22 protein-coding genes are annotated in these 20,819 nt (G+C 66.4%); 10 read left to right on the forward strand and 12 right to left on the reverse strand.

Annotated elements, in window-relative coordinates; all coding sequences use genetic code 11:
- Positions 1-22: 22 nt before the first annotated feature.
- From folE2 to SR882_RS03310, 12 genes are all read right to left on the reverse strand, one after another.
- Positions 23-811, reverse strand: coding sequence for a GTP cyclohydrolase FolE2 (gene folE2 / locus SR882_RS03255; protein ID WP_322521921.1), 789 nt, complete (start codon positions 809-811; stop codon positions 23-25).
- A gap of 358 nt (positions 812-1,169) precedes the next feature.
- Complete coding sequence (gene queD, locus SR882_RS03260; protein ID WP_322521922.1) at positions 1,170-1,571, reverse strand: 6-carboxytetrahydropterin synthase QueD; 402 nt, start codon at positions 1,569-1,571, stop codon at positions 1,170-1,172.
- Complete coding sequence (dxs, locus tag SR882_RS03265; protein ID WP_322521923.1) at positions 1,568-3,493, reverse strand: 1-deoxy-D-xylulose-5-phosphate synthase; 1,926 nt, start codon at positions 3,491-3,493, stop codon at positions 1,568-1,570. The genes queD and dxs overlap by 4 nt, the downstream gene beginning before the upstream one ends.
- The gene (locus SR882_RS03270; protein ID WP_322521924.1) at positions 3,493-4,467 is read right to left on the reverse strand and encodes a polyprenyl synthetase family protein; all 975 of its coding nucleotides are present in this window, start codon (positions 4,465-4,467) and stop codon (positions 3,493-3,495) included. The genes dxs and SR882_RS03270 overlap by 1 nt, the downstream gene beginning before the upstream one ends.
- A gap of 5 nt (positions 4,468-4,472) precedes the next feature.
- Entirely contained in the window at positions 4,473-4,742 is a 270-nt protein-coding gene (locus tag SR882_RS03275; protein ID WP_322521925.1) for an exodeoxyribonuclease VII small subunit, read from the reverse strand.
- Positions 4,743-4,823: 81 nt separating this feature from the next.
- A complete protein-coding gene (gene radA / locus SR882_RS03280) occupies positions 4,824-6,206 on the reverse strand; it encodes a DNA repair protein RadA (protein WP_322521926.1) in 1,383 nt (460 codons plus the stop codon).
- A 6-nt stretch (positions 6,207-6,212) separates the two neighbouring features.
- Positions 6,213-7,487, reverse strand: a complete 1,275-nt coding sequence (locus SR882_RS03285) for an HlyC/CorC family transporter (RefSeq protein ID WP_322521927.1) — start codon at positions 7,485-7,487, stop codon at positions 6,213-6,215.
- A 169-nt stretch (positions 7,488-7,656) separates the two neighbouring features.
- Positions 7,657-8,478 carry a cytochrome C assembly family protein gene (locus SR882_RS03290; protein WP_322521928.1) on the reverse strand — a complete coding sequence of 274 codons (822 nt, stop codon included), beginning with the start codon at positions 8,476-8,478 and terminating at the stop codon, positions 7,657-7,659.
- A gap of 103 nt (positions 8,479-8,581) precedes the next feature.
- Positions 8,582-9,985 carry an FAD-binding oxidoreductase gene (locus tag SR882_RS03295; RefSeq protein WP_322521929.1) on the reverse strand — a complete coding sequence of 468 codons (1,404 nt, stop codon included), beginning with the start codon at positions 9,983-9,985 and terminating at the stop codon, positions 8,582-8,584.
- Positions 9,986-9,990: 5 nt separating this feature from the next.
- Positions 9,991-10,554: an SIS domain-containing protein gene (locus SR882_RS03300; protein ID WP_322521930.1), complete on the reverse strand. Its 564-nt coding sequence runs from the start codon at positions 10,552-10,554 to the stop codon at positions 9,991-9,993.
- 81 nt (positions 10,555-10,635) lie between these two features.
- A complete protein-coding gene (locus tag SR882_RS03305) occupies positions 10,636-11,079 on the reverse strand; it encodes a YraN family protein (RefSeq protein ID WP_322521931.1) in 444 nt (147 codons plus the stop codon).
- Between the two features lie 5 nt (positions 11,080-11,084).
- Positions 11,085-13,022 carry a penicillin-binding protein activator gene (locus tag SR882_RS03310; protein ID WP_322521932.1) on the reverse strand — a complete coding sequence of 646 codons (1,938 nt, stop codon included), beginning with the start codon at positions 13,020-13,022 and terminating at the stop codon, positions 11,085-11,087.
- Between the two features lie 142 nt (positions 13,023-13,164).
- On the opposite strand from SR882_RS03310, the gene rsmI reads away from it, so the two are divergent.
- The 10 genes from rsmI to flhB all read left to right on the forward strand — a co-directional run bounded on the left by rsmI (position 13,165) and on the right by flhB (position 20,747).
- Positions 13,165-14,064, forward strand: a complete 900-nt coding sequence (rsmI, locus tag SR882_RS03315; protein ID WP_322521933.1) for a 16S rRNA (cytidine(1402)-2'-O)-methyltransferase — start codon at positions 13,165-13,167, stop codon at positions 14,062-14,064.
- Positions 14,065-14,228: 164 nt separating this feature from the next.
- On the forward strand, positions 14,229-15,185 hold the full coding sequence (locus SR882_RS03320) for a GGDEF domain-containing protein (protein ID WP_322521934.1): 957 nt from the start codon (positions 14,229-14,231) through the stop codon (positions 15,183-15,185).
- Between the two features lie 129 nt (positions 15,186-15,314).
- Entirely contained in the window at positions 15,315-15,836 is a 522-nt protein-coding gene (locus SR882_RS03325) for a flagellar basal body-associated FliL family protein (protein WP_322521935.1), read from the forward strand.
- Positions 15,837-15,881: 45 nt separating this feature from the next.
- A complete protein-coding gene (fliM, locus tag SR882_RS03330; RefSeq protein WP_322521936.1) occupies positions 15,882-16,934 on the forward strand; it encodes a flagellar motor switch protein FliM in 1,053 nt (350 codons plus the stop codon).
- Positions 16,927-17,343: a flagellar motor switch protein FliN gene (gene fliN, locus SR882_RS03335; protein WP_322521937.1), complete on the forward strand. Its 417-nt coding sequence runs from the start codon at positions 16,927-16,929 to the stop codon at positions 17,341-17,343. The genes fliM and fliN overlap by 8 nt, the downstream gene beginning before the upstream one ends.
- The gene (fliO, locus tag SR882_RS03340) at positions 17,343-17,789 is read left to right on the forward strand and encodes a flagellar biosynthetic protein FliO (protein ID WP_322521938.1); all 447 of its coding nucleotides are present in this window, start codon (positions 17,343-17,345) and stop codon (positions 17,787-17,789) included. The genes fliN and fliO overlap by 1 nt, the downstream gene beginning before the upstream one ends.
- Positions 17,779-18,549: a flagellar type III secretion system pore protein FliP gene (gene fliP, locus SR882_RS03345; protein ID WP_407653340.1), complete on the forward strand. Its 771-nt coding sequence runs from the start codon at positions 17,779-17,781 to the stop codon at positions 18,547-18,549. Before fliO ends, fliP begins: the two co-directional genes overlap by 11 nt.
- A 3-nt stretch (positions 18,550-18,552) precedes the next feature.
- Positions 18,553-18,822, forward strand: coding sequence for a flagellar biosynthesis protein FliQ (gene fliQ / locus SR882_RS03350; protein ID WP_322521939.1), 270 nt, complete (start codon positions 18,553-18,555; stop codon positions 18,820-18,822).
- A gap of 10 nt (positions 18,823-18,832) precedes the next feature.
- Positions 18,833-19,603: a flagellar biosynthetic protein FliR gene (fliR, locus tag SR882_RS03355; protein WP_322521940.1), complete on the forward strand. Its 771-nt coding sequence runs from the start codon at positions 18,833-18,835 to the stop codon at positions 19,601-19,603.
- A gap of 4 nt (positions 19,604-19,607) precedes the next feature.
- Complete coding sequence (gene flhB / locus SR882_RS03360) at positions 19,608-20,747, forward strand: flagellar biosynthesis protein FlhB (protein ID WP_322521941.1); 1,140 nt, start codon at positions 19,608-19,610, stop codon at positions 20,745-20,747.
- The last annotated feature ends 72 nt before the right edge of the window (positions 20,748-20,819 follow it).

The raw sequence follows: 20,819 nt of genomic DNA on the forward strand, positions 1-20,819 counted from the left end.
CGGCCGTTGGCCTAACGCCTCGTCATTGTCCGGGGCGATGGATCACGGCCCAGGCCGAGTGGTTATGGATCGACTCGAAATTCTCGACGCTGATCGAGAAGCCGTTGAGTCCCGGGTAGCCTTCCAGGGCATTGGCGACATCGCGCACCATGTCCTCGACGAACTTGGGATTGTCGAAGGCGTACTCGGTGATGTACTTCTCGTCCGGTCGCTTGAGCAGCCCCCACAGCGGGCAGGAACCCTGGTCTTCCACCGCGGTGATCAGATCGCGCAACGAGAGCGCCGGGTCGCCGATTTCCGTCTCGACGGTGATGTGAGAGCGCTGGTTGTGCGCCCCGTAGGCCGAGATCTCCTTCGAGCAGGGGCAGAGGCTGGTCACCGGGATCACCAGCTTGAGGCCGATGTGCGGTCGTCCACCCTCGACCCGTCCGATCAGGGTGACGTCGTAGTCCATCATCGCCCCCTGGCCACTGACGGGGGCGTCCTTGGCGATGAAGTAGGGGAACGAGAAGCGCGCCTCGCCCGAGTGTGCCTCCAGTCGCTCGATCATCGCCTCGGTCCAGTCGGCCAGGCTGTCCACGGAGAGCCGCAGCGGCCCTTCGTTGAGCAGTGCCACGAAGCGCGACATGTGGGTGCCCTTCTTGTCGGCCGGCAGCCCCACGGTCAGTTGGCACTCGGCGACGGTCGACTGTTCCTTGCCGTGGTCGAGGAAGGTCATGGGATGACGAATCGCCTTGATGCCCACCTGGTCGATCGCGATATCGCGCGCATCGTGGCTGGACTGGACATCGGGCATGTCGTGGCTGTTCATGGGCAGTTCAAACGCTGTGTAAGTGGTTGGGGGAGTGGCATTTCGGGGCCCGACTCTAGCACGCCGTTGCAGGCTTCGCCGGGCGGCTCAAGGAAACTCTGCACGAATGCCATGCCACTCTGGCTTGGCGAGACGTTCGTGATCAAGGCGCGATGTCGCCGGCGTGCCGGTGGCCACGTCAAGACATCGCAACGCCGAGCACGGGCGACTCGCTAAGCCCCGCAGGGCGCGCCTTGAGCAGGGCATCTGCTGCGTTGTCGTCCTTGGAAAGGGAACAACCCTTTCGCGGCGGACGAACGCCTTGCATCTGCCCGGCTCAAGGCACGCAGAGCGGTATGGCATTCGTGCAGGGTTTCCCTCAGGGGCGGAAGGTGACCGCCGAGCGCGCATTTTCCCAGACCGTGACGGCCGAGACCCGGTAGGCCTCGGTGTCGAAGGTCGTGGCCAGGGCCTGGTGGAAGTAGGCGGCCAGGTGTTCGGCGGTGGGATTGACCGTGTCGAAGGGTGGCACCTCGTTGAGGTAGGCATGGTCGAGCTGCTTGGCGATCTCGCGGGCCCGGGTCCGGATCACCTTGAAGTCGACCACCATGCCGACGTCGTCGAGCCGTTGGCCGGTGACCTCGATCACCACGCGCCAGTTGTGGCCGTGCAGTCGGGCACAGTTGCCGTCGTAGCCGTGCAACCGGTGGGCCGCGGCGAATTCCACCTCGGTGGTCAGGGTGTAACTGCCCCCTGACGGCAGGGAAGACGGGGTGCTCATGTGGCGCTTACCTTGTCTGGTTTCCCTATAAATGCGGCGATACTAGCGGCGATCGACCGAGAATCAAGCCCGGAGTCGGCAAGGCATTCCTCGCGGCTACCATGCTCGATGAAGCGGTCTTCGATTCCCAGGCGCAGGCCGGGGAGATTTACGCCGTGCTCGGCCAGCGCGAGCAGTAACTCGCTGCCCACCCCGCCGATGCGGCTGCCTTCCTCGACGGTGACCACGGCGTCGTGTTCCGCCGCCAGTTCGGCCAGGGGAGCGATCGCCAGCGGCCGGGCCCAGCGCAGGTTCACCAGCGTGGTATCCAGCGTCTCGCTGATCGGAATCAGCCGTTCGACCATCGCGCCAATGCCGATCAACAGCACCCGCCGGGGCGTCTGTGCCTCACTGCGACGCAGCAGGCGCGGGGAGGTGGCGGCCTTGTCCAGTGGCTGTCCGCCCAGGTCGTCCGGGCATCGGTCGCGCGGATAGCGAACCAGGCAGGGGCCATCGTGTACCAGGGCCCAGTCGATCGCCTCGCGCAGATCGTGTGCATCGGCCGGGACGGCGACGGCGAGATTCGGCACGCTCATCCCCAACGAAAGGTCAAAGCTGCCCGCGTGGGTGGGGCCGTCCGGGCCCACCAGGCCGGCGCGATCGACCAAGAACGTCACGGGCAGGTCCTGCAGGGCGATGTCGTGGATCACCTGGTCCCAGGCGCGTTGCAGGAAGGTCGAATAGATCGCGACCACCGGGCGCATGCCTTCGGTGGCCAGGCCACCGGCCAGCGTGACGGCATGCTGTTCGGCGATGCCTACGTCAAAGAGTCGCTCCGGGAAGCGGGCGGCAAACCCCTTGAGCCCGGAACCCTCGACCATCGCCGGGGTGATCGCGACCACGCGCTCGTCTTGCTCTGCGTGGTGTTCGAGTCGACCGGCGGCGACCTCGGTCCAGGTCGGTGGCGCGGCGGACTTGGGCTGGTGGTCGGTCGACGGGGTCATCGCCCGACTCACGCCGTTGCGGCCCACGCCGTGAAAACCGACCGGGTCGCGCTCGGCCGGGGCCAGGCCGCGACCCTTTTGCGTGACCACGTGCAGCAGGCGCGGCCCGCGTTGCTCGCGCAGGTTGCCAAGGGTGTCGAGCAGGGTGTCGAGATCGTGACCGTCGATCGGGCCGAAGTAGCGAAAGCCCAGTTCCTCGAACAGGCTCGAGGTGCCCAGGAGATGGCGCATGCCGTCACGCAGCCCCGCGCGGGTCGAGCCGAGCAATTCGCCCAGCGGGCCGGCCTGGGCGAGCATTTCCTCGCCGGAGTGGCGGAATCGCTCGATCATCGGGTTGCTGCGCAGGCGGGTCAGGTGCTGGTTGAGCGCGCCGACATTCGCCGAGATGCTCATCTCGTTGTCGTTGACGATCACCAGCAGGTTGGCCTGGCGGTCGCCGGCGTGATTGAGGGCCTCGAAGGCCTGCCCGGCGGTCAGCGCCCCGTCGCCGATGATGGCCACGGCGTGCCGGTCCTCGCCTTTCTGTTCGGCCGCGAGGGCCATGCCCAGGGCGGCGCTCACCGAGGTGCTGGAATGGCCGGCACCGAACGGGTCGTATTCGCTTTCCGCGCGCCGGGTGAAGCCGGCCGGGCCACCGTGCTGGCGCAACTGGCTCATCCAGGCGCGACGACCGGTGAGCATCTTGTGCAGGTAGGTCTGGTGGCCGACATCCCAGACCAGGCGGTCGTAGGGGGTGTCGAATACCCGGTGGAGTGCCAGAGTGAGCTCGACCACGCCGAGATTGGCGGCTAGGTGTCCGCCGGTCGCCTCGACCTGCTCGAGCAGCGCATGGCGCATCTCCTCGGCCAGCGTGGCGAGTGAACCGCGCGAGAGGGCTCGAAGGTCGGCCGGTCGCTCGATCAGATCGAGCAGGTGTGTCTGGCGGGGGGAGAGCGGCATCAGTAGCGCCGCCGAGTGACGAAATCGAGGCAGGCGCTCAGGGCTTGGCCATCGGCTCCGAGGGTGGCCAGTTCCCAGAGCACGGCATGGGCGTGACGCACGGTATCGTCGAGCTCGCGGCGTGCCCCGTCGAGACCCGCGACGGTGACGTAGGAGCACTTGTCCGTGGCGGCATCCTTGCCTGGAGTCTTGCCCAGATCCTCGGCCGAGCCGGTGACATCGAGGATGTCGTCCTGGATTTGGAAGGCGCGGCCCAGCAGGCGGCCGAAGTCGTCGACCAGTCGGAGCTGGCGCTCTGGCAGGCCCGCCCAGCGGGCGCCCATCACCAGCGAGGCGCGGATCAGTGCACCGGTCTTGCGATCGTGCAGGTCGGCCAGTCGGGCGAGATCCGGGGCGCCGTCCTCCCCCACCTGACCGGCGAGGGCCAGATCGATTGCCTGGCCGCCAACCATGCCGGCTGGGCCGATCGCCGCGGCGAGGCGGCGTGTCCAGTCGAGTCGGGTGGCGGTGTCGGCTTGTGCCTCGGCCAGTGTCGTGAAGGCCAGGCTCTGCAGGGCGTCACCGGCGAGAATCGCGGTGGCCTCGTCGAAGGCGCGATGCAGGGTAGGGCGCCCGCGGCGAAGGTCGTCGTCATCCATGCTCGGCAGATCGTCGTGGACCAGCGAGTAGACATGCACGAGTTCGACCGCAATGGCCGCCGGCCACAGGCTGTCAAAACGCGACTCGTCCGTTTCGGGCCACGGTCGGCCAATCAGGCTGCCGAGGAATACCAGGGCCGGGCGAAAGCGCTTGCCGCCGTCGAGGGTGGTGTGGCGCAGGGCGCGGGCCAGTCGAGGCGGGGTGTCGACAAGTTGGTGGTCGAGCGCCGCCGTCAGGCGCCCCTCGACCTGATCGCGGAACGCGGTCAGCCAGTTGTCGAAACCATCCGGTGCGGCCAGGGTGCGGTGCGGGGCGTGGGGCGTCGCGTTGGTCACGGCTGTCAGGACGAGGGCTCGTCGCGTCCGGACTGATCCGCTGCCGGGTCGTTGATGATCGCCACTCGCCGCTCGGCCTCGTCGAGGGCCCGCTGGCACTGACGTTCGAGTTCGACGCCGCGTTCGTAGTCCTTGAGCGACTGCTCGAGGCTCTGCTCGCCGGTTTCCAGACGCGCCACGATTTGCTCGAGCTCGGTCAGTGCCTGCTCGTAGCGCGTGATCGCGGAGGGATCGCCGTTCTCGACGGTTTGCGGATTGATGGTCTTGGAATCCATGGGAAGCCTCTCGGATAGCGGCCCCGATTATATCGTTGAGGGGGTGGGGCGGCCAAAAGCGGTGGCCGGAACGCCCGAGGCTCAGAAGGTATCGACCGCCTCGATGGCCTGGTCGAGATGCGCCACCGCAATCACCTCCAGGCCCTCGATCGGCTTGGGCGGCTTGTTGCCGCGCGGCACGATCGCACGGGTAAAGCCGTGCTTGGCCGCCTCGGTCAGTCGTTCCGGGCCGCCGGGGACCGGACGAATCTCGCCGGCCAGCCCGACCTCGCCGAAGATTACCAGCCCCTGCGGCAGCGGCCGGTCACGAAAGCTCGAGAGCATGGCGATCAGGCTGGCCAGATCGGCGGCGGTCTCGTTGACGCGCACGCCGCCGACCACGTTGAGAAACACGTCCTGATCGAACAGTGCCACCTGGCCGTGGCGGTGCAGTACCGCGAGCAGCATCGCCAGCCGGTTCTGGTCGAGACCAACCGTAAGCCGCCGCGAGCCGCCGCCCGGATGGTCGGCCACCAGCGCCTGCACCTCGACCAGCATCGGCCGGGTGCCTTCGCGCGTAACCATTACCACGCTACCCGGCACAGGCTTTTCGTGGCGGGAGAGGAAGATCGCCGAGGGATTGGAGACCGGTTTCAGACCGTGATCGGTCATGCCGAACACGCCCACCTCGTTGGCCGCGCCGAAGCGGTTCTTGACCGCGCGGATCACGCGAAAGCGCGCGCCGGGATCGCCCTCGAAGTAGAGCACCGTGTCGACCATGTGCTCGAGTACGCGCGGACCGGCCAGCGCCCCTTCCTTGGTGACGTGGCCGACGATCAGCACGATCACATCAAAGCGCTTGGCAAAGCGCACCAGCTGGGCGGTCGCCTCACGGAGTTGCGAGACCGACCCCGGGGCGGCGGATAGCTCCTCGGTGTAGAGCGTCTGGATCGAATCGACCACCATCAGGCCGGGCAGGGATTTCGAGCAGGCGGCGAGGATCGACTCGATGCGTGTCTCGGAGAGCAGGGTCAGTTCGCCGGCCCGTCCGGCGAGATCCGTGCCCAGTCGACGGCCACGCAGGGCCACTTGCTGCAGGGATTCCTCGCCGGTGACGTACAGGCACTCGATGCGATCCTGCAGGCCCAGTACCGTCTGCAGCAGCAGGGTGGACTTGCCGATGCCCGGGTCGCCGCCGAGCAGCACCACCGAGCCGGGCACCAGTCCGCCGCCCAGGACCCGGTCGAGTTCTCCCAGGCCGCTGGATTCGCGTGGGGTCTCGGAGACCTCGACCTCACTGATGGCGGTAATGCGCGCGGCCTCGCCGGCGTAGCCCGCCACCTCGCGTGTGGGCGACTTGCCGCCGGGTAGACGCATCTCGGCGAGGCTGTTCCAGGCGCCGCACTCCGTGCAGCGACCGGCCCACTTGGGGTGGTCGGCGCCACACTCGCGGCAGACAAAGGCGGTCTGGCTCTTTTTCGCCATGGCGCCTTAGATCCCGCTGTCGTCGCGTTTGAAGGTGGTGATCAGGGCCGTGTCGACCGCGCGCTTTCGGACCGTGCGCACCTCGATGTGGGCGTCGGGCAACTCGACCGCGGCACCCACGGTGGGCAGGGATTCGAGCTGCTCGATCACCAGGCCGTTGAGCGTGCTGGCCTCGTCGGTCGGCAGGTCAACCTCGAGCTCGCGGTTGATCTCGCGGATTGGCAGGTTGCCGCGCACGATATAGCGGCCGTCGTCCTGCAGCGTAATCCCCTCGTGATCGGAATCGGGCGAGGTGGTGAACTCGCCCACGATCTCCTCGAGGATGTCCTCGAGCGTCACCAGGCCCTGGATGTCGCCGTATTCGTCGACCACCAGCGCCGAGCGGCGCTCCTGTCGCTGGAAGTTCAGTAGCTGGGTGGTCAGCGGTGTCCCTTCCGGAACGTAGTAGGGCTCGGCCAGCCGTCGCTTGAGACGCGACAGCGTCAGACTCTGGTCGATCAGCGGGCCGATCAGCCGGCGGACGTTGATGATGCCGATGGTGTGCTCCACCGAGCCCTCGAACACCGGCAGTCGCGAGTACTGGGCGTGGATCAACTGGTCGAGGATGTGATCCCAGTCCTGGGTGATGTCGATGCCGACGATCTCGGCGCGCGGAATCATGATGTCCTCCACGCTGGCCTGGCCGAGTTCGAGCACCGACAAGAGCATGGTCTGGTCCAGATCCGGCAGCCGTTGCCCGGATTCACGCACGATCGTATGCAGCTCGGCGCGGGTCAGGGCGTTGGATCCCGCCCCGCTCGGGTGCAAGCCGAAGATCGACAACAGGCCGTTGGCCAGCCAGTTGATCATCCAGATCACCGGGCGCAGCGGGCGGATCAGGATCGAATAGACGAACGAGGCGGGAAAGGCGAACCGCTCCGGGAAGACCGCGGCGGCGGTCTTGGGGGCCACCTCGCCGAAGATCAGCAGCAGGAAGGTCATCGCGCCGGTGGCGATGGCGATCCCCGAGTCACCGAACAGGCGCAGACCGATGACGGTGGCGATCGACGAGGCGAGGATATTGATGAAGTTGTTGCCCAGCAGGATCAGGCCGATCAGCCGGTCGGGTTGCTCGAGCAGTTTCGATGCCCGCAGGGCACCCCGATGGCCCTGCTTGGCCAAGTGGCGCAACCGGTAGCGGTTGAGCGCCATCAGGGCGGTCTCCGAGCTGGAGAAGAAAGCGGACAGGACGATCAGTACGGCCAGGGCCGCGAACAGATAACCTAAGGGTATTTCGTTCAAGAGTGGTGACGCTTGTGATTGAACCAGCGGGAAGTGTACGGCGAAGCCCCCGGCATTTCGAGCGGGCTCGACAAGGTGGGGGCATCCAGCGCAAGGACGTTCGATCTAGGGCCCGCCCAATCGCGCGGCAGGGAGTCGCGTCGAGCGAATCCTCGGATCACGGCTCGCCTCACTCGAGATTGAGGATCCACTCGAGCACGATCTTGGTGCCGAAATAGGCCAGCCCCATCAGGATGAAGCCGGCCAGGGTCCACTGCACCGCGGTGCGTCCACGCCAGCCGGCGATATGCCGACCGGCGAGCAGCACGGCGAAGACCACCCAGGCGATCACCGAGAGCACGGTCTTGTGCACCAGGTGCTGGGCAAGGATGTTCTCGAGGAACAGAAAGCCGCTGACCAGCGCCAGGGTGAGCAGCAGAAAGCCGATCACGATAAAGCGGAACATCAGCTGCTCGACCGATTCCATCGGCGGCAGGCGGCGGACCCAGCCGGCCGGGTGATGGCCGTGCAGGGCCTGGTGCTGGATCAGCAGCATCACGCCCTGCAGGGCGGCGAGTGTCAGCAGGGCGTAGGCCGACAGCGAAATCAGGATGTGCGCATCCAGGGCGATCTCGCCGGTGCGAATCGGCACGTTCGACTCCGGCACGAACACGGTGAGAAAGACCGTCAGGGCCGTGACCGGCAGCAGCACCACCGCGATTCCCTCGAGCCGTTCGCGAAAGGCGCTGACCACCGTGATGGCGCTTGCCAGACCGAATACGGAGGCCAGGGCATTGAGCACGCTTAGGTTGAGTGCGGTCGGTGCGGGCTCGAACACCAGCTGGTAGAGCAGGGCACCCTGGCCCACCAGGGCCGCCACCGCGATCAGCAGCCCGGGCAGGCGAAAGGATACACGCTCGAGTCGTTGCCACTGATCCACCAGCAGCAGGACGGTGGCAAGGACAAAGCCGGTGATGGTCGCGATGGCGAGAAAGGTCACGCTGTGGTCCACGTGGGACGCTCCTCCTGGAATCGGGGCCCCGGGTCAGCCGCCGGGTCAGCCGGGTCAGCCGGGTCGGGATTCATGTCGATCGAGGGCACAGTCTGCCACAGAGTCAGTGTGGCAAATCCTCGCCGGGTCGGTCGGGCAGTTTCTTGTGCGGGTTGAGAATCCCGGCCGGGTCGAAGACGGCCTTGATGCCCCGCATCAGGTCGAGCGAATCGGGCGGGATCTCGCGGGCGACGAACTCGCGCTTGACCAGCCCGATACCGTGCTCGCCGGAGAGTGTACCGTCCAGTCGCAATACGGCATCGAACACCTCGTCCAGCGCCCGCTCGGCGCCGCTCATTTGTGCCGGGTCATCCGGGTCGACCAGGAGGTTGACGTGGATGTTGCCGTTGCCGGCATGACCGAAGCTGACGATGGTGATGGCGTGGCGGGTGGCGATGTCATCCAGGGTCTCGATCAGCCGCGGGATGCGCGAGACCGGCACGACCACGTCCTCGTTGATCTTTTTGGGCGCGACCTGGCGCAGGGTAGGCGAGAGTGCCTTGCGGGCCGCCCATAGGCGCGCCTGCTCCTCGGCGGTCTGCGCCACGGCGATGTCGGCCTCGGCCGTGCTTGCCGCCGAGACCACCCGCTCGACCGTGGCGTCGATGCCGCTCTCGTCACCGTCGACCTCGATCATCAGCATGGCCCCGGCCCCCGCCGGGATCTCGACGGTCGAGTTGCGCCGCAGCAGGTCGAGGGCATTGCCGTCGATGAATTCGATCGCCGCCGGGGTGGCCGGTTGGGCCATCACGCGGGAGACCGCCGCCGAGGCGGCGTGCATGTCCGGGTAGAAGGCGCGCAGCAGGCGTCGGGTTTCCGGCAGCGGCGTGAGCTTGAGCGTGGCCTCGGTGATTACGCCCAGCGTGCCCTCGCAGCCGATCAGCAGCCGGGTCAGGTCATGCCCGACCACCCCCTTGGTGGTCTGCGAACCGGCCTTGATCGTCCGCCCCTGCCCGTCGACGGCGCGCAGGCCGAGGACGTTCTCGCGCGTGGTGCCGTACTTGACCGCGTGCGGGCCGGCGGCATTGCAACCGAGGTTGCCGCCGATGGTGCACAGGGCATTGCTAGTCGGGTCGGGTGGCCAGAAGAAACCCCGCTCGCCGACGATCCGCTGCAGGTCGGCGTTGATCATCCCGGCCTGGACCACGATCAGGCGATCTTCGGGACGAAAATCCAGCACTTGAGTCATGCGATCGGTGACCAGGACCACCCCGCCGAGCACCGGCACCGAGCCGCCGGCCGTGCCCGTGCCGCGTCCACGCGTGGTCACCGGTACGCGGTGGGCGTAGGCCAGGCGCATTACTTCGGCCACCTCGTCGTGGCTCTCGGGAAACACCACCACCGCCGGGCTGTGATGCACGCGACTGTTGTCCATGCCGTAGGCCCAGGTCGAGCCGGCATCCGAGAGGAGGCGTTCGGCGGGCAGGGCGGTGGCGAGCTGGTCGAGAAAGGCGTCGAGTCGGCTCATGGCGATCAATCGGTCAGACCGAGTAGCTGGCGGTCGACCAGGTCGACCAGCGCGTGGATGCACTTGATCTGCGTCTCGTAGGCAATGCCCGGGCGGTCGGTGGGGATGCAGATCAGCCGATCCTGACTGTGCAGGTGCGGGGCGATCACCTCCTCGGAACCCGCCGAGAGCAGGACCACCTGCATGTCGCGCTCGTGGGCCGCCCGCAGGGCCGGCAGGATGCCGTCGACCGCGTTGCAGCTGATCGCGAACAGGACATCGTTCTGGGCGCCGAGCGCCCGGATGGAGCGAACGAACGGCTCCTTGCCACCCGGGTATTCGGACAGGGCCATGACGGGCAGGCCCGGTCGCGGGTGCTCCAGTTGCCCGGTCATCAGACGCGCGAAATAGTGCGCCATGTCGCTGCGTTCGCGCGAGCCGCAGGCGTAGACGCGCTGGCCGTTGAGTACCGCGGTCAGAATGATGCCGGCGGCCTCCAGCGCCTGGGGCGCGCCCGCCTCCAGCAGCTGGCCGATTTCGGCGAGATCATGGTCGATGCGTCGTTTCAGGCCGTCGAGGATGTCGCTCATGGGCGTCGGGTCCGTGGAATGGGGGCGATATGATGAGTCATTGCTGTCGTGGCGATGGCGTCAGGGCTTCCCTGGCAGGCATCAGAAGGCATTGGGCAGCCAGTCGATGTGATTGTGCGCGCCTCGCGCCGTGATCGCCACCACGTCGAAGCGGCAGTAGAGGCCCTGCCACGACGGCTGGCTGGCGATCAGGCGCTCGGCCGTCTCGCGCACCTTGGCGCACTTGCGGGCCGAGAGGCTTTCGGCGGCGGCGACCAGCGCCCCGTGTTCCCGGGCGCGGACCTCGACGAAAACCAGTGTGTCGCCATCGCGCAGGATCAGGTCGATCTCGCCACGACCGGCCCGCGCGTTGCGGCGCAGCAGTTCGAGGCCGGCCCGTTCGAGATGGCGCAGCGCCAATGTCTCGGCCTGTTGTCCGAGCCGTTGCCGGTGGGCCTGGCCGTCGCCGTTGTCACCGTGTGGTGTCTCGGGCTGGTCGTGGTTGCGCCACCAGCGTCGTAGGGCATCCATGCCGCGGCCTGTCATGGGGGTCAGGGCATCGACGTTGGCTGACTGGGGTCGTTGGCGTCCTGGCCGGCCGGTGGCGTGGTCCCCGGCAGTCGAGCCGGACTGGTCAGCGACCCCGGCAGCGCCGCGCCCGGTGCCGGATCGACCGGCTGGATCAGTCCTTGGCGGAACTGGCCCCAGCGCGGTTGGCGCTCGACCACCCCGGTGGGCGTAACCGACAGCTCGCCGGTCAGCCCGTCCAGCGTCCCGCCCTGCAAGAGCATCTCCATGCGTCCGGCCAGGGCCGCCGCGTCGGCGCCAAAGGCGAACAGGCGGGGCAATGGGCCGGCTAGTTGAGCCCGTTCATAGGTGATGCGCAGCGGGTTCTCGGGGCCCGCCGTGCCGGCGAGCAACAGCGGGGCGATCGGGATGATCACGCCATTCTTGTCGGCATCGCCCCGTGGGTCGCGGTTGCCGTTGTAGGCCAGGCCCAGGCCGTAACGCGGCAGCTCTTCGGCGCCGAAGTAGTCGAGTTGGGGAACCACCAGGGCCAGCTCGTCGCCGCTGGCGGCGAGAAAGATGGCATCAAGGTCATCACGGATGATGGGCTGGAACGGTCCGTCGTCGGATTTCGTGCGGACTCGCAGCAGGGTGCGCAGTTCACCGGAGAAATCCGTCTGGCCGGAGGCGAATCGGGCGCGGTCGACCACCTCGCCGCCGAGCAGTTCGAACTCGTTGGCGAATGCCTCGCGGGTGCGCTCACCCAGCTGATGGTCGGCCGAGAAGATCGCCGCGCGCCGATGGCCGTCAGTCCACATGCGCTGCGCGACGGCGACCGCATCCTGTTCCGGTGACAGCGAGAAGCTCACGACACCGCCGGGAAGCGAGTCGCCGGCCGGGGCCGAATTGAGGGCGATTGCCAGCGGTCCACCGGGCGGCAGGGCCGCCAGGGCGCCCAGTTGTTCCTTGAGCAACGGGCCGATGATCAGTGCCACGCCAGCCCGCTGGGCCTGTTCGATCGCGGCACTGGCGCCGATGCGATCACTGCCCGAGTCGTAGAAGAGCACTTCCCGGCCGCCGAGGGCGCCGTTGTCGCGGGCGTATTCGATGCCGGCGCGGATCTCGCGGGTGATGCCGGCATAGCGTTCGCCCTCGGGCAACAGGACTCCGACCGGGCCCGTCTGGGACGGCGCCGTCAGTTGACCCATGGGTTCGGTGGCCCCGAGCATTGCCACCAGGCCGCTCTCGATGGCCGGATGCCCCCGGTGGCTGGCAGTCCAGCGATCGATCTGGCCCGGTTGCTGGCGGTAGGTCAGTGCCAGCTCCAGCCAGCCGGCAAACTGGCGGTTGCCGGTCTGTTCGGCCTCGCGGCGCAACTGGTCGGCCGGCACCTCGGTCAGCAGATTCCACAGCCGGGCGTGGTTCGTTTCCCGCGCATTGTCGTCGAGGCGCTCATCGACGGCGTCATAGTAGCGAGCGGCGGTCAGCGGATTGCCGAGTTCGGCCTCGAGCGCGCCCAGCAGGATCAGGCGACGGCGTTCACTGTCGGGGTCCAGTGGCAGCGGGAGGCGGTGGATGGTGCGTCGGGCCTGTTCGGGATTGCCACTGCTCCATTCGCCCAGTCCGCGGGCGATGCCCGCCCGGCGGGAATTGATGGTGTCCCAGCGCGCCTGGGTGTCGGCCTGCTGATAAAGTGCGCGGGCCAGTTCCAGTTCATGGGCGTCGATCGCCGTTTCCAGCGCGTTGAGTTCCTGCTCGGCGCGGGCGGCCCCGGCGAGGGTCTGCGACAGCGCCATCCGTGCCCGGGCAAGAGCGGCCGGGTCCTCGGCGCTGATGGCCTGGTCGATCTCGACCTGGGCGGCCTGGCGTTGGTCGTCCTGCGGCGAGGTGGCCATCTGGGCGCAGCCGCCCAAAGTCAGCAAGGTGGCCAACAGGGCCAGCCGCGTGACGGAATGGGCGAGCGGGCTTGGGCGTGTCGGCATGCGGTCCGTCTCCGGTAACGTGACCCGGATGAAGTCCGGGGTGTTCGGTTCTGACTTCCGGTCGAGGTGGACCGCCGGGGCGGCGGTTCGTTCGATCGAGCCGGGTCGAGGAAAACGAAAAATCGTGAGTGAGTATAACCAAATGTCCAGTCCGAATGCGGGGTCGCGGCCAGCGAGTGAAACTGGCGGCCGTTGGGTCGAGCCCGGCCATCTCTATGTGGTTGCCACGCCGATCGGCAATCTCGCCGATATCAGCGAACGGGCGGTGTCGGTACTCAAGGGGGTGGATTTCATCGCCTGCGAGGACACCCGTCACGCGCGGGTTCTGCTTGATCACCTCGGGGTGCGCAAGGAGCTGGTCGCCTTGCACGAGCACAACGAACGCGGTGCGAGCGAGGCGATTCGTCGCCGGCTGGGGGAAGGGCAAGCCGCGGCCCTGATCAGCGATGCGGGTACGCCGGCGATCAGCGACCCGGGCGAGGTGCTGGTCGCGGTGCTGGCCGAGGCGGGGGTGCCGGTGGTGCCGGTGCCCGGGGCCTCGGCGGTGATCGCGGCGCTGTCGGCCGCCGGCCTGCCGGCCCGGCCCTTCTGGTTCGAGGGCTTTCTGCCAGCCCAGGACAAGGCGCGGCGAGATCGCCTCGATCGCTTGGCCGGTGTCGAGGCCACCCTGGTGTTCTACGAGGCGCCTCACCGGATCGTCAAGAGCGTGGCCGCGGCCGCCGATCGCCTGGGTGGGGCGCGTTCGGCCGTGCTGGCCCGCGAGGTGACCAAGCGCTTCGAGCAGTTTGCCCACGGCTCGCTCGACGACCTCGTCGAGCGGTTGGCCGCTGGCGAGATCCCCGCCCGAGGTGAATTCGTGTTGATGGTGGCCCCGGCCGAGGAGCGGGCGGATGCCCCGGCCGCCGAGGCCGAGGCCTTGATATCGGCGCTGATCGAGGAAGGCGTCGCACCCAAGACCATCGCCCGGGTCGTCTCGAGAACGACCTCGCTGGCCCGCAACGCCGTCTACGCCGAGGTGTTGGCGCGTCGCAAGGAGTCCTGAGCGCCATGTTACCGCTAGGCGAGGGATTCGATTGGCGTAAGAGAGCCATGATTGGCACGCATGCTGCATAGCCCGTAGGTCATTGACGCGGCGAGCCGATGGTGGCCGCCGCGACGGTCCAAACCGATGGCCATCTCGTTGGCCAGACACGGGGGTTTAACCGCATGGCCTATTACCTCACCAGCGACGAATCACTTTGCGGCCAGCCGCCTTCCGGCCTGAGTGCTTCCGTCTCCCATCGGCTGTCATTCGCCCGCCACGCCGCGGCCGAGGCACCGGGTGAGCGCGGACAGGCGCTGCTCGAGGCGTTGTTGCGTTGCGTGAATGTCGGGGTGGCACTCGACACGATCCGCACCCATGTCGAAGGACTGCTGGCGGTGACGTCAATTTCCTGGCAGGTGGATGATGAGCGCTATTGCGGCACGATCTGTGAGCCGTCCGAGCACACCATCCCCGTCGCCTTGTCGCTCGACGATCGTCCCTTCGGTCGGCTGCGCCTGCACAGTCGTCGCCCGGTCGCTGAGGACGAGCTGGTCCAGTTGCGCGAGATGCTGTCCGTGGTTGCCTACCCGCTGCGCAACCTGCGCATGCTCGAACATGCCCTGATTGCCGCCGAACACGATGCATTGACTGGATTGAAGAACCGGCGGGCCTTCGATCTGGAGCTCAAGGCGGTGCATGCCCGAGTGGCGCGATATGGTGGCCAGGCAAGCCTGCTGATCCTGGACATGACGCGCTTCAAGGCGATCAACGATACCTACGGCCATGACGTCGGTGACCGGGCGCTGGCCCGCGTCGCCGAGGGGCTGGATCGCTGCCTGCGGGAAACCGACAGTGCCTATCGCCTCGGCGGGGACGAGTTCGTGGTGATCCTGCCCGAAACCCCGTATCAGGGCGCACGACGTCTGGGAACGCGTTTGCTCGACTGGTTTCGTGACCATCCGATGCGGGAACCCGGCGGTGAATGGGTGCCGCTCAAGGCGCGTATCGGGATGGCCCAGTTCCGCAAGGGGGAAGACGCGGATGACTGGTTCCGCCGTACCGACCAGGCGTTGTACGGCAACGTCGAGCCTGGCGGCACCACTGGCGGCGCCAACCGTCGGTTGGGTCGATTGGCCTGACGCGCGCCCGGTATCGGGCAGGGGAGTGGCAAAACACCGCCAAACACGTGAGAATCGCGGACGTTTGCAATTGAACAGCACAGGCCCCGGGCTCGGGGCGAACCCCGAAAACGAGACGAGGTGCGGGAAATGGCCGAAGGCGACGAGGCAGCCACGGAAAAGAAGGGTGGCAACAAGCTGATCGTGATCCTGCTGGCGGTGTTGATCGTCGTGATCCTGGCGATCGGTGGCGTGGTGACCACGTTGTTGCTTACCGGTGACGACGACAAGGCGGCCGGCAAGGGTGAAGAGACCGCCGAGCAGAGCGAGGAGGTCGAGGAGCCCAAGGGGCCCCCGATCACCGTCTCGCTGGGCGATCCCATCACGGTCAACCTGAGCAAGCCCAACGACGCCAACGTGCTGCAGGTGCAGCTCGATCTGGTCACCCGTGCCCCGAAGGTCGAGGAGCTGATCAAGACGCAGCGTTCGCGGATCGTCAATGACGTGATGCTGGTGCTGAGTGACGTCGACTCGGCCGAATTGCGTACGCGTGCCGGCAAGGAGGCGCTGCAGGAGACGTTGAGCGAAGAGATCAACCGGATCCTCGAGGACGGCAGCGAGCTCGAGCAGCCGGTCGAAAATGTCTATTTCACCAAGCTCCTGATGCAGTGATGCGCCAGGAGTCGCAGCCACAGGGCCAACGGGCGCGAGGCACTTATGTCTGAAGCCGACATCCTCTCCCAGGACGAGATCGACGCGCTGTTGAATGGCGTCGACGAGGGCGACGTCGAGACCGAGCAGGGGGTCGGTGATCCCGATCAGGCCAAGTCGTACGACCTCACCACCCAGGAACGTATCGTCCGGGGCCGGTTGCCGACCCTGGAGATGCTCAACGAGCGTTTCGCGCGCAGCCTGCGTATCCGGCTGGTCTCCATGCTGCGTCGCTCGGTCGAGATCTCGATCGAGGGCGTGGAGATGACCAAGTTCTCGGAATACATCCACACGTTGTTCGTTCCCACCTCGATGACGCTGATGCACGTGCGTCCGCTCAAGGGATTGGGGATGTTCATGATGGAGTCCCGGCTGGTCTTCTCGCTGGTCGACAACTTCTTCGGCGGGTTCGGCATGCACGCCAAGATCGAAGGGCGCGACTTCACCCCCACCGAGCTGCGGGTGATCAAGCGGGTGCTCGAGCAGGCCACCGAAGAGATGCAGAACGCCTGGGCGGGCATCTACCCGATCATGTTCGAGACCGTCAGCCACGAGATGAACCCGCAGCTGGCGAATATCGTCTCGGCGACCGAGGTGGTGGTGGTCTCGAGCTTCCGCATCGAGGTCGAGGGCGGTTCGGGCAAGTTCGACTTCGTGGTCCCCTACTCGATGATCGAGCCGATCCGCGATCTGCTCGATGGCGGCATGCAGGGCGACCGGCTGGAGGTCGACGAACGCTGGACCAAGGCGCTCAAGCGCGAACTGGGTTTTGCCGAGGTCGAGATGACCGCGCATCTGGCCGACGTTCGCATGTCGCTCAAGGACGTCGCTCACATGGAGGTGGGTCAGGTGATTCCCTTCGAGATGCCGGAGTATTCCACGCTCGCCTCCGACGGCCTGCCCCTTTATCGCGGCAAGATGGGCGTCTTCAAGGGCAACAAGGCGATCCGGGTCGAGGAACCGGTGCCCGAGCGGCTCGAGCGGGCAGCGCATCCCAACGAGATCCTGCGGGCGCAGATCCCCGGGGTGAACCAATCAGGAGATAAAGACGATGGCTGAAGAATCCGACAAGTCCACCGATGACGATTGGGCGGCGGCCATGGCCGAACAGGGCGACACGGAAGACGATCCGGGTGGTGATGCCCAGGCCCAGGCGGTCGGCATGGAGCAGTTCAGCGAGGGCGGCCATCCCGACGATGACGAGAACCCGGTCAATTTCGACGTCATCATGGACGTGCCGGTCAATATCTCGATGGAGATCGGTCGTACCGCGATCAATATCCGTAACCTGCTCCAGCTAAACCAGGGCTCGATCGTCGAACTCGACCGACTGGCCGGCGAGCCGCTCGACGTGCTGGTCAACGGCACGCTGATCGCGCGGGGCGAGGTGGTGGTGATCAACGAGAAGTTCGGCATCCGCCTGACCGACGTGATCAGCCCGGCCGAGCGCCTGCGCAAGCTGCGTTGATGATGCGCGCGCTCCTTCCCCTGATGCTGTTGGTGATGGCCGGCCCGGTCGTGGCGGCCGAGGCCATCGATCCGTTGGCGCCGAGCTACCTGCTCAAGCTGGTGGTGAGCCTGGTCCTGGTCCTGGTCCTGATGTTCGCGCTGGTATGGGTGATCAAGCGCGTCGGTCGACTGGATGCCCGGGCAGGCAATTACCCGATGCAGGTGCTCACCCAGATGTCGATCGGCCCGCGCGAGCGCATCCTGCTGGTCGCGGTGGGTGATCGGCAGATGCTGGTCGGCGTCAGCCAGGGGGCGATCGAGTCGCTCGGCTGGGTCGACCCGCCTCTCGAGCCCCGGCGGCGCGACGGGCAGAACCCGAGTTTCGGCGAGGCCTTCCAGGAACAACTGGCGGCTCGCTTCGGCCGACGCGGTCAGGGGGGCAAGGGAGGCTCAAATGAGGGCTAACGTCTCCAGGCGGCTGATGTCGGCATTGCTGTTGGGATTGGGTCTGCTGGCGATCAGTCTGCCGGTGTTCGCCGAACCGGGGCTGCCGGCGGTCACCCTGACCGAGGGCGAGAATGGCGAGACGCAATACAGTCTCACGCTGCAGATCCTCGCCCTGATGACGGTGCTGACCCTGCTGCCGTCGCTGTTGCTGATGATGACCTCGTTCACGCGGATCATCATCGTGCTGGCCCTGCTGCGCCAGGCGCTGGGTACCGTGCAGACGCCGTCGAACCAGATCCTGCTGGGTCTCGCGCTTTTTCTGACGCTGTTTATCATGGCGCCGGTGTTCCAGACGGCCTATGACGAGGGGATCGGTCCCTACATGGCCGAGGAGATCGGCGCGATGGAGGCGATCGATCGCGCCTCGCAACCGCTGCGCACCTTCATGCTCAACCAGACGCGCGAGAGCGACATCGCCCTCTACCAGGAGATCGGTGACTACCCCGACTTCGAGACGCCCGAGGACGTGCCGCTGACGGTGCTGATGGCCGCCTTCGTCACCTCGGAGCTCAAGACCGCGTTCCAGATCGGTTTTCTGATCTTCATCCCGTTTTTGATCATCGATCTCGTGGTTGCCTCGGTGCTGATGTCGATGGGCATGATGATGCTCTCGCCGATGATCGTGTCCCTGCCGTTCAAGATCATGCTGTTCGTGCTTGTCGATGGCTGGGCGCTGCTGATGGGCACGCTCGCCTCTAGCTTCTACATGGGGGGATAGGCCATGAGCCCGGATACCGTCATCGATCTCACCCGCCAGGCATTGATGGTCATCCTGTACCTCTCGATGCCCATCCTGCTCACCGCGCTGGCGGTGGGTCTTTTGATTGGCATGTTCCAGGCGGCCACGCAGATCAACGAGATGACCCTGAGCTTCATCCCCAAGATGATCGCGGTGGTGGTCGCCATCCTGCTGGCCGCCCCCTGGATGTTGCAGGTGATCGTCGATTTCACCGAGCGGCTGTTTCACAACATCCCCTCGCTGATCGCCTGAGGCCCCCGCCTTGGAGTTGGCGATCGAGCAGATCCTTGGCTGGACCGCCACCTACCTGTGGGTGCTGGTGCGGGTCGGGGCGATGCTCATGGTCGCGCCGATCTTCGGTTCGCAGTCCCTGCCGGTGCGCATCCGGCTGTTGATCGCGCTGGCGGTCTCGCTGGTGATCACGCCGATGGTGCCCGAGATCCCGGCGGTCGATCCGCTGTCGATCGCCGGGATCACCATGATCGTCCAGCAGATCCTCATCGGCGTGGCCATGGGCTTCATCCTCAACCTGGTCATCTCGGCGTTCGTGGTCGCCGGCGAGTCGATTGCGATGAGCATGGGCCTGGGTTTCGCCCAGACCGTCGATCCGCAGAACGGCGTCAGCGTGCCGCTGATCTCGCAGTTTCTGACCATCGTGGTCACCTTGCTGATGGTGGCGCTCAACGTGCCGGCGATGATCGTCAAGATGCTGGCGGACTCGTTCACCATCCTGCCGGTCTCGCCCGTGGGGCTGACGGCCGAAGACTTCCGTGCGATCGCCTGGTTCGGTCAGCAGATGTACATCAACGCGGTGTTGGTCGCGTTGCCGGTGGTGACCACCTTGCTGATGGTGAACCTCGCCATGGGCGTGATCACGCGGGCCGCGCCGCAGATGAACATCTTCTCGGTGGGTTTCCCGGCCACCCTGATGATCGGCTTCTTCGTGTTGTTCCTTGCCGCTCCCCTCTGGTTCCCGAACGTGGAACAGTTCGTGCATCAGTCGTTCGTGCTGATCACGGAAATCCTGAGGTGAGTGGGTGGCAGAGAACGAGAACGGCCAGGAGAAGACCGAAGAACCGACCGAGAAACGATTACGCGACGCCCGCGAGAAGGGCCAGGTCGCCCGCTCGCGCGAGCTCAATTCGTTTCTGCTGACCGTCGGTTCGGCGGTCGTGTTCCTGGTGTTCGGTGGCCAGATGATGCTGGGGCTGGCCGAGGTCGTGCGCGACTCGTTCATCATCTCGCGCTCGGACGTCTTCGATCAGGCGGCGATGTTCTCGCGTCTGGCGAACGCCTTCGCCAACGGCTTTATTTCCTTTGTGCCGCTCTTTTTCGCCACGATCGTGCTCGCGATTGCCGCCACGCTTGCCGTGGGCGGCTGGAACTTCTCCACCCAGGCGATGGCGCCGAAGCTGTCCAAGATGAATCCCATTTCCGGCCTCAAGCGCATCTTCGGTGTCCAGGCGTTGATGGAACTGGGCAAGACCTTCGCGAAGTTCACGTTGATTGCCGCGATCGGTGTGGCGGTGTTCCTGGCCTTCGAGCCCGAGGTGCTGAGTCTGGGTCTGCAGCCGTTCGATGCCGCCCTGGCCCATGCCGGCTGGCTGATCGGCTGGGGGTTCCTGGCCGTGTCCTTCGGGCTGCTGCTGGTGGCGCTGGTGGACGTGCCCTTTCAGATCTGGAACCACAACAAGCAGCAGCGCATGACCTTCCAGGAGGTCAAGGACGAGCACAAGGACGTCGAAGGGCGGCCCGAGATCAAGCAGCGTATCCGCCAGACCCAGATGCAGATGTCGCAACGCCGGATGATGGAAGCGGTGCCCGAGGCCGACGTGGTGGTCACCAACCCGACCCACTATGCCGTCGCGCTCAAGTACGACGCCGAGGGTGTCGGCGCGCCGATGGTGGTGGCCAAGGGGGTCGACGAGATGGCGCTCAACCTGCGCAAGATCGCCGCCTCTCACGGGGTCGAGATCTTCGAGGCCCCGCCATTGGCACGGGCCTTGTATACGCATGTCGAGATCGACGAGGTGATCCCCGCCGCGCTCTACACCGCGGTGGCCCAGGTACTGGCCTATGTCTACCAGCTCAAGCAGGCCGCGCGCGGCACCGGTGAAACGCCGGGACGTCCCGAGCCCGAGGTGCCGGATGGCTTCGATGTGCCGGCCGCCGAATGAACCGGGCCAGGTCCCTCGACGCCTGACCCCTAACGCAACCGCAGCCAAGAAGAACGCGCCCCAATGAAACCC

The organism is Guyparkeria halophila (assembly GCF_034479635.1).
Classification (GTDB): Bacteria; Pseudomonadota; Gammaproteobacteria; order Halothiobacillales; family Halothiobacillaceae; genus Guyparkeria; species Guyparkeria halophila.